General features: G+C 65.1%; 13 protein-coding genes. 2 read left to right on the forward strand and 11 right to left on the reverse strand.

Annotated elements, in window-relative coordinates:
• Positions 1 to 184 precede the first annotated feature (184 nt).
• From LH128_RS10150 to LH128_RS10190, 9 genes are all read right to left on the reverse strand, one after another.
• Positions 185 to 1,246, reverse strand: coding sequence for a phosphotransferase (locus LH128_RS10150; protein ID WP_008829534.1), 1,062 nt, complete (start codon positions 1,244 to 1,246; stop codon positions 185 to 187).
• Complete coding sequence (locus LH128_RS10155) at positions 1,243 to 2,457, reverse strand: acyl-CoA dehydrogenase family protein (protein ID WP_008829535.1); 1,215 nt, start codon at positions 2,455 to 2,457, stop codon at positions 1,243 to 1,245. The genes LH128_RS10150 and LH128_RS10155 overlap by 4 nt, the downstream gene beginning before the upstream one ends.
• Positions 2,457 to 3,017, reverse strand: a complete 561-nt coding sequence (locus LH128_RS10160) for a VOC family protein (RefSeq protein ID WP_008829536.1) — start codon at positions 3,015 to 3,017, stop codon at positions 2,457 to 2,459. Before LH128_RS10160 ends, LH128_RS10155 begins: the two co-directional genes overlap by 1 nt.
• Positions 3,018 to 3,137: 120 nt before the next feature.
• On the reverse strand, positions 3,138 to 4,580 hold the full coding sequence (locus LH128_RS10165; RefSeq protein WP_008829537.1) for a 2-oxo acid dehydrogenase subunit E2: 1,443 nt from the start codon (positions 4,578 to 4,580) through the stop codon (positions 3,138 to 3,140).
• Positions 4,581 to 4,593: 13 nt separating this feature from the next.
• Positions 4,594 to 5,607, reverse strand: coding sequence for an alpha-ketoacid dehydrogenase subunit beta (locus tag LH128_RS10170; protein WP_008829538.1), 1,014 nt, complete (start codon positions 5,605 to 5,607; stop codon positions 4,594 to 4,596).
• 17 nt (positions 5,608 to 5,624) lie between these two features.
• On the reverse strand, positions 5,625 to 6,614 hold the full coding sequence (locus LH128_RS10175) for a thiamine pyrophosphate-dependent dehydrogenase E1 component subunit alpha (protein ID WP_008829539.1): 990 nt from the start codon (positions 6,612 to 6,614) through the stop codon (positions 5,625 to 5,627).
• Between the two features lie 163 nt (positions 6,615 to 6,777).
• Positions 6,778 to 7,986 carry an acyl-CoA dehydrogenase family protein gene (locus LH128_RS10180; protein ID WP_008829540.1) on the reverse strand — a complete coding sequence of 403 codons (1,209 nt, stop codon included), beginning with the start codon at positions 7,984 to 7,986 and terminating at the stop codon, positions 6,778 to 6,780.
• The gene (locus LH128_RS10185; RefSeq protein WP_008829541.1) at positions 7,986 to 9,161 is read right to left on the reverse strand and encodes a thiolase family protein; all 1,176 of its coding nucleotides are present in this window, start codon (positions 9,159 to 9,161) and stop codon (positions 7,986 to 7,988) included. Before LH128_RS10185 ends, LH128_RS10180 begins: the two co-directional genes overlap by 1 nt.
• Entirely contained in the window at positions 9,158 to 9,553 is a 396-nt protein-coding gene (locus LH128_RS10190; RefSeq protein WP_037518876.1) for an OB-fold domain-containing protein, read from the reverse strand. Before LH128_RS10190 ends, LH128_RS10185 begins: the two co-directional genes overlap by 4 nt.
• A 184-nt stretch (positions 9,554 to 9,737) precedes the next feature.
• Between LH128_RS10190 and LH128_RS10195 the strand changes: the two genes are divergently transcribed.
• Positions 9,738 to 11,366 carry a GMC family oxidoreductase gene (locus tag LH128_RS10195; protein ID WP_008829543.1) on the forward strand — a complete coding sequence of 543 codons (1,629 nt, stop codon included), beginning with the start codon at positions 9,738 to 9,740 and terminating at the stop codon, positions 11,364 to 11,366.
• Between the two features lie 305 nt (positions 11,367 to 11,671).
• Here the strand turns inward: LH128_RS10195 and LH128_RS10200 are convergent, their stop codons facing one another.
• Positions 11,672 to 12,445 (reverse strand): helix-turn-helix transcriptional regulator, encoded by a 774-nt coding sequence (locus tag LH128_RS10200; RefSeq protein WP_008829544.1) that lies wholly within the window; start codon positions 12,443 to 12,445, stop codon positions 11,672 to 11,674.
• A 166-nt stretch (positions 12,446 to 12,611) separates the two neighbouring features.
• On the opposite strand from LH128_RS10200, the gene LH128_RS10205 reads away from it, so the two are divergent.
• Entirely contained in the window at positions 12,612 to 13,733 is a 1,122-nt protein-coding gene (locus LH128_RS10205) for an acyl-CoA dehydrogenase family protein (RefSeq protein WP_008829545.1), read from the forward strand.
• A gap of 66 nt (positions 13,734 to 13,799) precedes the next feature.
• On the opposite strand, the gene LH128_RS10210 is transcribed toward LH128_RS10205, so the two are convergent.
• On the reverse strand, positions 13,800 to 14,708 hold the full coding sequence (locus LH128_RS10210) for a GGDEF domain-containing protein (protein ID WP_236727261.1): 909 nt from the start codon (positions 14,706 to 14,708) through the stop codon (positions 13,800 to 13,802).
• Positions 14,709 to 14,716 lie beyond the last annotated feature (8 nt).

The following is a 14,716-nucleotide window of genomic DNA, read 5'->3' on the forward strand; positions in this document are numbered from 1 at the left end:
ATAAACTCCCTATCACCCTGAACTCGTTTCAGGGTCCATCGGACAGCTTTGGCTTAAGCGTGGTCTCGCCATCGGCCCGAACGGTTCACTGCATTATCGCACGCGGCTTCCGTCCAGATGGACCCTGAAACGAGTTCAGGGTGATGGAGTGAGTTACGAAGGACGTGCATCGCCCTTTGCCGCTTCAGCCCCGCGTGAACCCCAGCGCCAACCGTGCCAGTTCGGGGAAGGCCTCTGCCCGCTCCTTCGCCTGGGCGTTGGAGGCGGTGCCCCGGATCACGCGCCCCTTGATGCCGTGGAAGATCGCGGCGAGGCGGAAGAAGTTGAACGCCATGTAATAGCGATAGTCCGGCAGCCCCTCGCGCCCGGTGCGGCGGCAATAGGCGGCGACGTAGTCCTGCTCGCTCGGGATACCGAGCGCGGCGATATCCGCACCGCCCAGCCCCGCGACGATGTGCGGCGGCATGTGGTACATCATCGCGTTGTAGGCGAAGTCCGCCAGCGGATGGCCCAGCGTCGACAGCTCCCAGTCCAGCACCGCCAGCACGCGCGGCTCGGTGGGGTGGAAGATCATGTTGTCGATGCGGAAGTCGCCGTGGATCACGCTGGACGCGCCATCGTCCGCAGGCATGTTCGCTTCGAGCCAAGCGATCACCGCGTCCATGTCCGGATTGCGGCCTGCCGCCTCGTCCTCGAAATACTGCTTCGACCAGCGGCCGACCTGACGGGCGAAGTAATTGCCCGGCCTGCCGTAATCGCCCAGTCCGATTACTTCGGGATCATAGGAATGGAGCTGCGCCATCGTCGCGTTCATCGCATCGAACAGCGCGGCGCGTTCCTCATTCGAAACGCCGGGGACGGTCGCATCCCAGAAGATGCGGCCTTCCACCATTTCCATGACGTAGAACCAGGTGCCGATGACGCCATCGGCTTCGCACAAACCATATACCTTCGCCACCGGGAAGCCCGCGCTGTGAAGCGCGGAGAGCACTTTGGCCTCACGCTCCACCGCATGGGCGCCCTTGAGCAGCTGGCCCGGCGGCTTGCGCCGCAGGACGTAGCTGCGCGAGGGCGTCACCAGCTTGTAGGTCGGGTTGGACTGGCCGCCCTTGAATTGCTCGACGCTCAGCGGACCGGCGAAGCCCTCGACATTGGCTTCCAGCCAGGCGGTCAGCGCCGCCTCGTCGAAGGTATAGCCCTCGCGCACGGCGGTGGTGCCCGAGTTGGCTTCAGCGACGTCGCTCATGCGGGTTCGGCTTCCTTTGCCGCCGCTTCCTGCGCCTTGCGCCATTCGCGACGGATCTTCTTGGCGAGGCTCCACTTGTGGACTTCGGTCGGGCCGTCATAGATGCGGAACGCGCGAACTTCGCGGAACACCTGCTCGACGATGGTGCGTTCGGTAACGCCCGTGCCGCCCATCACCTGCACGCAGTTGTCGGCGATCTTCATCAGTGCTTCGGACACCGAGACCTTCGCCATCGAGCTTTCCACCGTGCCGAGCGAGCCGGTGTCGAGCACCGATGCGCACCAGTCGATCATCAGTTCGGACTGCTTGATGAGGATTTCGTTCTCCGCCAGCATGAAGCCGACGCCTTCGTGCTCGATCAGCTGCTTGCCGAACGCCATGCGGCGGCAGGCATAGTCGCTGGCGATCTCGTGCGCGCGGATGCAGCAGCCCAGCCAGCGCATGCAATGCGAGAGGCGCGCCGGGGACAGGCGGATCTGGGCATACTTGAAGCCCTCGCCCGGGTCGCCCAGCATGTGTTCGGCCGGCACGCGCAGGTTGTCGATGGTCAGGGTGGCGTGGCCACCCGGCATCGAGCTGTCGATGGTGTTCGGCACCTCGTCGATGCGGATGGCATCGTCGGGCAGGTCCACCAGGAACATGCAGGCGCCGCCCTTGGTGTCTTCCTCCGCCGAAGCCGCCATGACGATACCCACCATCGCGCCCTGCGCGCCGGTGATGAAGGTCTTGCGGCCGTTGATGACCCAGTGGTTGCCATCCTTGTGGCAGGTGGTCTTCATCATCGACGGATCGGAACCGGCGCCGCCCCATTCGGCCGGCTCGGTCATGAAGAAGGCGGAGCGGCCCTTGCCCTCGACCAGCGGCTTGAGGAAGCGCTCCTTCAGTTCGGGCGAGCCGACGTGGCCGATGAGGTACATGTTGCCCTCGTCGGGCGCCATGGTGTTGCAGGCCAGCGGGCCCAGCGGCGACAGGCCCGACTTGATGAGCACAACCGCCGTCTCGCGCTGGTTGAGGTGCGAGCCATCCGCGCGGATGTGCGGCGTGAGCACGCCGGCCTCGCGGGCCAGGCCGCGCAGTTCCATCAGCAGTTCGTCGGTCGGCGCGCCGTGGTGATCGCGGCGCGGGTCCTTCTCGTAAGGGACGACCTTTTCACGGACGAAAGCCTCGACCTTGTCGGCCATGTCGAGGGCGTATTGGGAAATCTCGCTCATTATTGCAGCACCCGGATCGGATCGGAGCCATCCCAGTCGCGGGCGGCATCCTTCATCATCTGAAACAGACCTTCGGTGCCGGTAAGCGGCTGAAGGTATTCGATTACGTGGCCGGGGCCCTGACCGGGATCGACATAGATCACCTCGCCATCGGCGCCGACCTTGCCCTCCACGATCACCTCGGCGCCGGCTTCGGCGCAGGCCTTGCGGGCTTCGGCGATCGATTCAACGAAGACGCAGACGTGGTGCAGGCTATCGCGCACCGCATACTCGCCCGAATAGAGCGAGGGGGCATCGGAATCGGTCTTGATAAGCTCGATCTGGATGTCCCCCCAGTAGCCGATGGCCATGGTGAACGTGGCGTCGGTGGGCTGGCCCTTGTACTTCATGTCGTCGAGCCGCACGTCGTTGAGGACGAAGAACGGGCCGACGCCGACCGTTTCGATCCAGTATTTCATGGTCGCATCGAAATCGGTCGGGAAATAGGCGAGTTGGATCACGTCGCCCAGCCGCTTGAGCGGGCCGGGCTTCACGACGGTTTGGGTGGCCTCTCCGGTCATTTTCTGTCCCTTCAAAACTTCGTCATCCCCGCGAAGGCGGGGACCCAACTGATGACGGTGCAACCTGCACCCTCAGGAGATGGGTTCCCGCCTTCGCGGGAATGACGGGGAAGTGTGCAATCACGCGCCGAACAGGCCCTCGGGCGCCTCGATCAGACCCTTGAGCGTCTGCAGGAACTGCGCGCCTGCAGCGCCATCGATGGCCCGGTGGTCGACCGAGAGAGTGAAGGAAATGCGCGTTTCGAACGCCACGTCGCCGTCATCCGTCTCCACCGGCTGGCGCAGCGCCGCGCCGACGGCGAGGATCGCGCCTTGCGGCGGGTTGATGATCGCGTCGAAGTTCTCGATCCCGAACATGCCGAGGTTGGAGACGGAGAAGGTGCCACCGTCCATATCGTCCATGCTGAGTTTGCCGGCCTGCGCCTTGTCGATCAGGCGGCGGGTTTCCACCGCGATCTGGTCGATCCGCATCAGGTTGGCCTGGCGCACCACCGGGGTGACGAGGCCCTTGGGGCTGGCAACCGCGATCGAGACGTCGGCATGCGGGAAGCGGTGGATTTCCTGCCCATGCACCTGCACGTTGACGTCCGGGTGCTTCGCCAGCGCCATGGCCGAGGCCTTGACGATCCAGTCGTTCACCGAAGCCTTGCTGCCCAGCACGACGTTCGCGGTCTTACGCATCGCGATCAGCGCATCGGCGCTGGCCGACATGCGCAGATAGAAGTGCGGAAGCTCCTGCTTCGCCTGGGTGAGCCGCTGAGCGACGACCTTGCGGACGCGGTCGAAAGGCACGACTTCGGGGCGGTTCTCACCGGCCACGAATTCAGGCGTGCCGATGCCGCCGGCCGAAGCCTTCGGCGCAGGCACGAGCGCCAGCACATCGGCCTTGGAGATACGGCCGCGCGGTCCGGTGCCGGTCAGGCCCTGCAGCGAGAGGCCGTGCAGCGCGGCGATACGGCGGGCGAGCGGCGAGGCGAGGACCTTGAGGTCGTCCGCCTCGACGGGAACAGTGCCCTTGAGCGAGGGAGCACCCTCGCCGCGAAGCGCCTTCACCACGTCCTGATGGGTGATGCGACCGCCACGGCCCGAACCCTCGATACCGGCGATATCGACGCCCTCTTCTTCCGCGAGGCGCAGGGCTTCGGGGCCGATCGGGCGGTTGGTATCGATCTTGATGCGCTGCTTTTCAGGAGCAGGCGCAGCAGCGGCAGCCGGAGCGGGTTCCGGGGCCTTGGTCTTCTCGGCACCTTTTGCGATGCCGCCTTCGGCCGGCTTGAAATCGGCCACGAAGGCGTCGATCTCGGCGTCCGAGTGCGAACCCTCGTCGAACACCGCCAGCAGCGCGCCGACGGGTTCCTCGCACGCGCCGCCGCCCACGATGATGCGGCGCACGGTGGCTTCGTATTCGGCCTCGACCTCGTTGGTGATCTTGGCGGTTTCGATCAGGCACAGCGTCTGGCCGCGCTTGAAGGTTTCACCCTCCTTCACCATCCATTCGGCGATCGTGCCCTCGGTCATTTCGATGCCCCACTTGGGCATCGTGAATGCGCGGATGCGACTCATGTCAGCGCTCCCCTCAACGGTATTCGAGCGTCTTGCGCACGGCAGCGGCGACCTTGGCCGGGCTCGGCAGGTAGGCGCTTTCCAGTTCGCGGGCGAACGGGACCGGCGTGTGCGGCGGGGTCACCATCTCGATCGGCGCCTTGAGGCTGGCGAAAGCCTTCTGGGCGACGAGCGCGGAGATGTCGGTGGCCAGCGAGCAGCGCGGCGGGGCCTCGTCCACCACGACCAAACGACCGGTCACTTCGACCGAGTCGAGGATCGCTTCCTCGTCCAGCGGAGAGGTGGTGCGAAGGTCGATCACGTCGCAGCCGATGCCGTCCTGCGCCAGATCGTCCGCTGCCGTCTCGGCGTAGCGCACCATCATGCCGCTGGCGACGATGGTCACGTCCTGACCGGCGCGGGCAAGGCGGGCGTGGCCGAAGGGGATGCAGAAATCCGGATCCTCGTTCACTTCGCCGCTCATCGCGTAGAGGAACTTGTGTTCGAGGAAGACCACCGGATCGTCATCGCGGATCGCCTGACGCAGCAGGCCGCAGGCGTCTTCCGGGGTGGTCGGCATGACCACCTTGATGCCGGGCATGTTGGTGACGAACTGGCTGATCATCTGGCTGTGCTGCGCGGCGGCGTTGTAGCCCGCGCCCACCGGCATGCGGATCACTGCCGGGCAGACCGACTTGCCGCCGAACATGTAGCGGAACTTGGCGATCTGGTTCCAGAGCTGGTCCATGCACACGCCGATGAAGTCGGCGAACATAATCTCTGCCACCGGGCGCTTGCCGGCGAGGGCAAGGCCGCCCGCCGCGCCCATGATGGCGCTTTCGCTGATCGGAGTGTCGATCACGCGGTTGGGGCCGAACGCCTCGTAGAAGCCGGTCGAGGTGGACCAGATGCCGCCGATCGCTTCGGGGCCGCCGGCCGTGCCGTTGCCGCCGACGACGTCCTCGCCCAGCACGACGACACGTTCGTCACGCTGCATTTCCTGGAAGATCGTGTTGCGGATGGCATCGCGATACATCATTTTTGCCATGGGTCTCGCTCCTGCCGTCAATAGCTGATGTAGACGTTTTCGAGGACGTTCTCGGGCTGCGGGCGCGGTGCGGCGCGCGAAGCCTGGACGGCATCCTCGATGGCCTTGAGGGATTCGGTGTCGATCGTATCGAGATCCACGTCTTCCAACAGCTTGGCGCCAGTGACGCTGGCGCGGAAGATCTTGAGGCAATCGCGCTCGGCACGCAGGCGATCGAGTTCGCCGTCGCCGCGATAGCGCTGCGGATCGCCTTCGAAGTGGCCGAAGAAACGCTCGGTATCGAATTCCACGGCGGCCGGGCCATTACCGGGGGTGCGGACATATTCCAGCACTTCGCGGAAGGTGTCGTAGACGGCGAAGAAGTCCGTGCCGTCGCCGCGCCACACCTTCATGCCGAACGCTTCGGCGCGGCTGGCGATGTCCTTGGTGGTGCCGACCGCGTAATCGACGCCGGTGTGCTCGGAATAGTGGTTGTTCTCGAAGACGAAGATCGCGGGCGCATTGGTGACGACCGCGAGGTTCATCGCCTCGAACGTGGTGCCCTGGTTGCAGGCGCCGTCGCCCGAGAAGGCGATCGAGACGGCCAGCTTGCCGTTTTCGTCCGGACCGTCGATCTTGTTGGAGATCGCCGCGCCCACCGCGATCGGAGCGCCCGCGCCGACGATGCCGTTGGCGCCCAGCATGCCCTTGTCGATGTCGGCGATGTGCATCGATCCGCCCTTGCCGTTGCAAAGGCCGTCCTGGCTGCCCCAGATTTCCTTCATCATGCCGTCGAGGTCGCAACCCTTGGCAAGGCAGTGGCCGTGGCCGCGGTGGGTCGAGACGATCTTGTCACGCTCGGTCAGGTGCTCGCACACGCCAACGGCGACGGCTTCCTGGCCACAGTAGAGGTGGGTGAAGCCCGCGATCTCGCCGGTCTGGATCTCCTCGTGGAGCCGTTCCTCGAATTCGCGGATCAGCTTCATCTGCCGATAGGCGCGCGTCAGCGCCTCGCGGTTCAGCTGCATCAGGGATTCCTCTCGTTGATGGTGTGAATTTCTGAGTGGGAACGCGGGGGCTTCGACAGGCTCAGCCTGAGCGGGAAGGAGAGCGAATTGCCCATCCCACTTCGCTCATGCTGAGCCTGTCGAAGCATGGATTCCCACGCGAGGTTAGCTGCAAGCTGCGAAGTCACAGCCCCAGCACCGACTTGGCGATGATGGTGCTCTGCACTTCGTTGGTGCCGCCGAAGATGGTCCACGCGCGGCTGTTGAGATAGCGCGCCGAGGCGACCTGCGCGGCCTTGGAATGGACGGCGGCCGGCGCATTGTTGCCATAGAGCGGGCGCGCGGTTTCCAGCTGGAGGCCGGCGGGGCCGTAGAGGTCCACCGCCAGCAGGTCGATCTCCTGCCGCAGATTGGAGGCGAGCAGCTTGGTCAGCGAGGTCTGCGGGCCCGCCTTGCGGCCCTTGGCGATCTCCGAGATGATCTTCAGTTCGATCATCTCCAGCGCATTGACCGAGAGGCGGGCCTTCGCCACGCGGCGGCGCCAGTCGGTCTGGTCGGCGAGGATACCGCCCTTCCCATCGCTCTCGTCCTTCGCGGCGGCTTCGATCTGGTCGAGATCGTAGCCGAGCTTGGGCGCGTGGCAAGAACCACCGCGTTCATTTTCAAGAAGAAACTTGGCGATCGTCCAGCCATCGCCCTCACCGCCGACGAGGTTTTCGGCCGGGACCATGACGTCTTCGAGGAACACCTGATTGACCTCGTGGTCGCCCGCGTTCGTCAGGATCGGGCGCACCGAGACGCCGGGCGTGTCGAGATCGATCAGCAGGAACGAGATGCCTGCCTGCTTCTTCACCTCGGTATTGGTGCGGACCAGCGTGAACATGCGGTTGGCATGATGCGCGTGGGTGGTCCAGATCTTGGAGCCGTTGACGCGGTAATGATCGCCCTCACGAATGGCGCGGGTCTTGAGGCTGGCGAGGTCGGACCCCGCACCCGGCTCGGAGAAGCCCTGGCACCAGTAGTCTTCGCCCGAGAGGATGCGCGGCAGAACCTGCGCCTTCTGGGCATCGGTACCGAAATTGTAGATCACCGGGGCGAGCAGCTTGAGGCCGAGCACCGTCAGGTTCGGCGCGCCGGCGGCGGCGCATTCCTTTTCGAACAGGTAGCGCTGCAGCGGAGTCCAGCCGGTGCCGCCGTGTTCGGCGGGCCACTGGTAGCCCAGCCAGCCCTGCTTGTTCAGCACCGCGTTCCACGCCTGCCCGATCTCCGGCTCGACGAAGACGGACGGGGTAGCCGCCGCGCCTGCCTTCACCTCGGCAGGCAGATTGTCGCGCAGGAAGGCGCGGACATCGTCGCGGAAGGCAGCATCTTGAGGGGAAAGTTCGATATCCATCAGCGTTCCAGAATGGTGACTGCAGAGACGCCCGGAGCGCCGTAGACATGGCTGTATGCCGTCTTCGGCGCGCTCCCGTCCTTGGCGGCGACCTGACGGCCGCCGCCGTCTCCCCGCAGTTGCACGACGTTTTCGTAGACCTGGCGCAGACCCGATGCGCCGATCGGCTCGCCACAGGCGAGGCAGCCGCCGTCCGTGTTGACCGGCAGTGCGCCATTGATCTCGGTGCGGCCCTCGGCCAGCCACTGCTCCTGCTCGCCATCGGCACAGAAGCCGTTCTCGGCCATGTGCATCAGTTCGGCGCCCGCTTCGGTGTCCTGAAGCTGGGCGACGTCGATGTCGCCCGGGCCGATCCCGGCGAGGCGATAGGCGTCGGCTGAGGCAATGCGCGAGGCGGTGCCGCGCGGGCGGCTGTCATCCTCGACCACGTCCACGCTCGGCGCGAAGACTTCGAAACTGCTCGGCGGACGGGTGCGCATGGTCGCTGCCTTGAGCCGGATCAGCGGCTTGCCCAACTCGCGCGCCTTCTTCTCGCTGGCGAGGATCAGCGCCACGCCGCCCTCTGCCGGAGAGCAGAACATGTACTTGGTATAGGGATCGCTCACCAGCGGCGCTTCGAGGATTTCCTCCAGCGAAACCGGCTGGCGGCGCCAGGCATGCGGCGCGTGGACGGCGTTGCGAAACGCTTTTTCCGACACCATGCCCAGCGTCTTCTGCGAAATACCGAACAGGCTCATGTAGCGCATGATCTTGGCCGCAAAGAACTGCGTGGTGACCATCTGGCCGACTTCGCCGTACCAGTCCGGCAGGTTGTATTCGCTCGGCAGCGCATTGAAGGCGCCGCGCGGATGCTTGTCGAAGCCGACCGCGAGGCCGAGGTCGAACTCGCCCGACTTGATCGCCATCTGCGCGGAGAACAGCGCCGAACCACCCGCCGCGCAGCCATTGCGCACGTTGATAAACTGAACCCCGGTCAGGCCGAGGCGATCGACCATCGTGTCCGGATTGCCCGCCGCATCCGAGCTGCCATAGGCGAACTGGACCTGCGGCCACTCCACGCCCGCGTCGGCCAGCGCCTCGCGCACGGCGTAGACGCCCTGATCGACGCCGGACAAACCATCGGTCCGCCCGAAGCGGTGGATGCCGATGCCGACGATGCACACGTCGCCGCTCATGCTGCGTCTCCTGCGGGTACGTAGGCGGGGATATAGGGGCTGTCCGAGAGGTCCGGGTTCAGCGGCGACGGCGCGAAGCGCACCGGCATGCCGACCTTCACGTCCTCGAACGCGACATCGTTCAGCCGCGCCTCGACGATCACCTGCCCCGGCAGTTCGACATAGGCCACGACCCAGGGCGCGAACGCCTCAGGCCCGGCGTAAGGCGGCGACTTGGGGCGGAAGCGCTGCACGGTATAGGACCACAAGGTGCCCTCGCTCGCCAGCGGCACCGGCTCGAAAGTCGGCGAAGTCGGGCACGGAAAGACGATCCGGCCGGTTTCCCGGTCCTTGCCGCCGATCAGACGCGGGGGCGTCTCTTCGGTGAACAGGCCATCGGCTATCGGTGTCATCATGCTCCTAATCCTCTGGCCCAATCCCTGGATCATCCGGCCCGTTGGTCAGGCCCTGCCATGGATTCGATTTAAGCGGGTCCTGCGCAGCATTGTGACTCACCAAAACGATAGGATAGCCATTGCGCTAGTTCGTGCGACTTCGAGAACGACTGGGATAACCCTGCGCCGGGAGAGACGGACTATGGCCAAGCAATGGGACTACATCATCGTCGGCGCAGGCAGCGCGGGCTGCGTCATGGCGGAGCGGCTAAGCGCCGACAGCCGCTCACAAGTGCTGGTGCTGGAGGCGGGCGGCGAGAACGACAGCTTCTGGGTCACGCTGCCCAAGGGCGTCGCCAAGCTGGTCAAGAAGCCCGAGCACATGTGGGCCTATCACGTCGCCCAGCCACGCGACCCCGGCGCCAATGATCCGGGCGCGGGCGAAGTCTGGATTCGCGGCAAGGGCCTCGGTGGCTCGTCCTCAATCAACGGCATGATCTGGAGTCGGGGCGAACCGGCCGACTACGACGCCTGGGAGCGCGAGGCAGGCGCCACCGGCTGGAACGGTGCCAGCATGACAGAGGCTTTCAAGGAACTGGAGGATCACAAAGCCGGCGCCGGCCCCATGCGCGGCAGCGGCGGCCTCGTCCGGGTGGACCCGGCCTGCTACACGTATCCGTTGGCCGAAAGCATGATCGAGGCTGGCGAAGCGCAAGGCCTGCGCCGGGTGGATGACCTCAATGGCACCCCCGGCCCGCGCGTCGGCTACTACAGCCACAACATCCGCAAGGGTAAGCGCGATTCCTCTGCGCGCACTTATCTGGCAATGGCACGCAAGCGGCCCAACGTCACCGTCGTCACCGGCGCGATGGCCGACCGCATCGTCTTCGACGGCACCCGCGCGGTGGGCCTCGATGCCACGGTGAACGGCAAGCCGCAGCGATTCTACTGCGCCGGAGAGATCGTCGTCAGCGCCGGGGCCATGGAAAGCCCCCTCCTCCTGCAGCGCTCCGGCATCGGCGATGCTGCAAGGCTTGCTGCGGCGGGCATTCCGCTGGTGGCGCACTCACCCGATGTCGGCGAGAAGATGATCGAGCACCTCTCGCTCTCGATCCCGTTCCGGCTCGACCGCGGCAAGGGCACCAACAAGAGCTTCTTCGGCATCGGCGCGGCCTTCGCCATGCTGCGTTACCTGCTGCGCGGCGACGGCGTGCTCGCGACCGGGCCTTTCGAGGTCGGCGCTTTCTGCAATGTTGCTCATCCGGATGGGCGCACCGATGCGCAGTTCTATCTCGGCGGTTACACCTTCAAGGTCGGCGACGACAAGGACCCCGTGCCGCTCGACAAGATCGACCCCAAGCCCGGCGTCACCATCTACGGCCAGCTCCTGCGCCTCACGAGCGAGAGCAGCGTGCGCGCAACCGGCCCTGGCTCCGGCGATGCACCTGAAATCCTGCACAACTTCCTGACAACCGAGCATGATCGCCAGTCCGCGATCGCCCTTGTCCGGGCCATGCGGAACTACGCCCACGCCGGGCCTCTGGCGAATATGGTCGGTGAAGAACTTGTCCCCGGCGCACAGGTTGAGAGCGACGAGGACATCCTCGCCATGTTCCGCCGCCTGTCTAGCTGCGGCCTCCATGCGATCCGCTCGTGCCGGATGGGCGGCGACGCCGAGGCCGTCGTCGACCCCCGCCTCAGGGTGAACGGCGTTCAGGGCGTGCGGGTAGCGGATTGCTCGGTGATGCCATGGCACGTCACCGGCAATACGAACGCCCCCGCCATGGCTGTCGGCCTGCGCGGGGCGAAGTTGATGCTGGAGGATCGCTGACCCGTTGTAAGGTCAAAGGCGGCGACCATCGCACAAAGCGATGCGTCGCCCGATCCCTCGCGGCCTAGAAGCCTACCGAATTCAGTATCCAGGAGCGCAAGGGCGCGAAAAGCGCCGCGAAGGCGGCAAAAATGACCAGTAGCTTGAACAGCAATGCAGTATGCATCTTGCGTTCCATCGGCATCCCTCTCTTTATGTTGTAAGCCGAGTGTAACAAGAAAATCGGCTTGGGAAAGAGGGTAACGCAAAGCGTGCCGGCGATGCTTCGCCGGCACTTGCAAGCCACTGTTATTTCAAAATTTACGTCAGTTCTGGAGCGAGATATAGCCTAGCTGAGCCGCCTTGAAGACGGTCTGGCTACGGTTGACCGCGTTCAGCTTGGTCGCCGCGTTATGGATGTGGAAGCGTACCGTCGCACGGCTGCGCGACATGATCATGCTGATTTCCAGATCCGTCTTGCCGATCGCCGCCCAGCGCAGGCACTCGACCTCGCGCTTGGAGAGGCGGGATTCGGGCGGCAGCGCCTGCGTCGAGCCCATGACCTGCACATACGTCGCGATGAACGTGCGCGCATAAAGACCCAGCGCGTCCGAATAGCGCGCGAAGTCTTCCGAAAGATCGGTCTTGTCGCGATCGAGCGGGTTGAAGCTTACGGCCCCTATCTGGCCGAACGGCAGGTGGACCGGCACGCCGATCGCCGCGCGGGTCAGCGAGCGGGTTTCGAAATTGGCGATGTCGATGGAGGACAGGTAGGCGTTGCGCTCCAGCGTGCGGAAACCTTCCGCATTGGCCCAGAACGGCTGGCTTTCGAACCGGCACGCGGTGGTCAGCGGGCTGTCGAGGGCAATGCGCGAATTGCGCCACCAGACGCGGTCACCGTCTTCCCAACCGAAGACTTCGGTGGCGAGCAGGTTGCCATCGGCATCGACCGGCGTACGCTTGTCGGCAATGTCGTGCGCGGGCGCGGCCCGCATGCCGCATTCCATGGCGATGCGATGCAGGGCCTCGGCGGCGGGGCGGATGCCTTCCGGCGACGTCACGCGGACGGCGTCGATGTTTTCCTGTGACAGAAGTTGCATTGATGTCCTCTCGAGGCTCATTCTTAGCCCGCTGACTCCGGGGGCACAATCGCTTGAAGCGTGGAATTACCGCGTTTTTATGACTAGCCTTTTGCCCAGCGGTAACCGGAGCCCACCTGATGATAGAACCGCAGCTCAAGCGGGAACATCCCTGCGGGAGTGGACTGTGAATTTCGACCTCAGCGAAGACGAGGAAATGCTCAAGGCCCTGACCGAGCGCTTCGTTACCGACCATTACGATCATGACAGCCGCCGCGCCTTCCTGGCCCAGCCTAACGGTTTTTCCAACACCAATTGGGAACTGCTCGGCGAACTCGGGCTGATCGCGGCGCCCTTCCCCGACGAAATGGGTGGGCTTGGCCTGGACGCCACGGGCATTGCGACGGTCTTCGAGGCGCTTGGGCGCGGCCTGGTGGTCGAACCCCTCGCCGAATCGGTGGTAATGGCGGGACGCCTATTCGCCGCGACCGCCCCGCAATCGCTTCAGGGCGAATGGCTCGACGGATTGCTGAGCGGCAGCAGGCGCCTCGCGCTGGGCCATGCCGAAGCGCGCGCGCGCGATGGCCTGAGTTGGGTGGAAACCACGGCGGTCGCCGAGGGCGACGGGTGGAAGCTGACGGGCGCCAAGCCCTACTGCGTCGCCGGAGGCGGGGCCGACGGTTATATCGTCTCGGCCCGGATTTCGAGCGAACCGGGCGATGCATCGGGAATCTCGCTGTTCCTGGTGCCTGCGGGAAGCCCCGGCGTCTCCGCCCACGACTGGCACATGGCGGACGGCAGCGTGGCTTCGTCGCTGGAACTGAGCGACGTCATCGTGCCCTCCGACCACAAGCTGAGCGACGACGGGCTTGCCGCCATCGCCGCCACCAGCGACCTCGCCGCTCTCGCCCGCAGCGCCGAAGCACTCGGGATCATGGAGCGGATCTTCGCGGAAACCATCGACTACCTGCGCACGCGCGACCAGTTCGGCGCCGCACTGGGCTCTTTCCAAGCGATCCAGCACCGCATGGTCGCCCAGTATGCCGCGATCGAGCAGAGCCGCGCACTCCTCAACCTCGCACTCGTATCCTGGGGCAGTGACGAGTTCGCGAATGCCGTTCACGGCGCGCGGGCCTACATCGCCGACGCCTCGGTGACACTGGGGCACGAGATGATCCAGTTCCACGGCGGCATGGGCGTGACCGACGAACTCGCCATCGGCGGCGGGCACAAGCGCCTGCTGGTGCTGTCGCGCTGGCCGGAAGGGCCGCTGGCCGCGCTCGACCGCTATGCCGGGCTGCTGAACTGACCGTAACCACAACCTGACGAAAGGGGCGGCACCGACAACGGCGTCGCCCCTTCTTTGTTCATGCCTTCATCCCACTGCGAGGCGGACGGGCTTTTCCATTTCCAGCCGGTTGCGGCCCTTCGCCCTGGCGACGAACAGCGCCATCTCGGCCCGTTCGAGCGTAGAATCGAGGCTGGTTCCGACGCGGGCGACGCTGGCGCTGGCAGTCATCGCGAAGCTGCCGTCGCCGATCGCCTGCTTGAGTTCGGCCAGCGTTGTCACCACGCGGCGGCAGATGCCTTCCGCCTCGGCCGCCGTGACGCGCGGCAGGATCACGGCGAAGCGCTCCGAACCGATCCGGGAAATGATGTCCTCGGTCCGCAGCAGTTCGCGCAGCAGATCGGCGAAGACGGTCAGGACCTCGTCACCCACGCTCTGGCCGTACTGCATGTTGATCGTGCGGAAGAAATCGATGCTGAACAGCGCAAGGCAACCCTCCATACGGGCATCGAGCATGTGTTCCAGCATCGAGATGAACGCCGTGCGGTTGGTGAGACCGGTCAGTGGATCGGTATAAGTCGCCGTGAACAGCCGTTCGCTGAGTGAGCGCAGTTCATCGACGTTGCGCATGACGCCAAGCACGCCGTACGGCGCGCCATCGTGACGCAACAGTGCGCGAAGGCGAAGTTCGAACCAGCGCTTGCGATCGTCACGGGTCAGCGCGGGAAACTCTATCCAGTCCAGATCCTCGCCTGCCATCGCGCGGGCATGGGCCTTGGAAATCTGCTGCTTCGCCTCCGGCGCGACAAGGTCGAGGAGATGAGGGCCGAGCAGCCCTCCCCCATCGATGCGCGCGGGATCGCGGTGCCCCAGTTCGGCGATGCCGGACGTCGCATGGACGATGAAGCCCTTGGGATCGGTCTTGAGGATCACGTCAGTCGAACTCTCGGCAAGCATCCCGTAGAGGACCGAGCTTTCCTGGAATGTGAAGTTCATGCCCATGC

It is taken from the genome of Sphingomonas sp. LH128 (assembly GCF_000293195.2).
GTDB lineage: Bacteria > Pseudomonadota > Alphaproteobacteria > Sphingomonadales > Sphingomonadaceae > Novosphingobium > Novosphingobium resinovorum_A.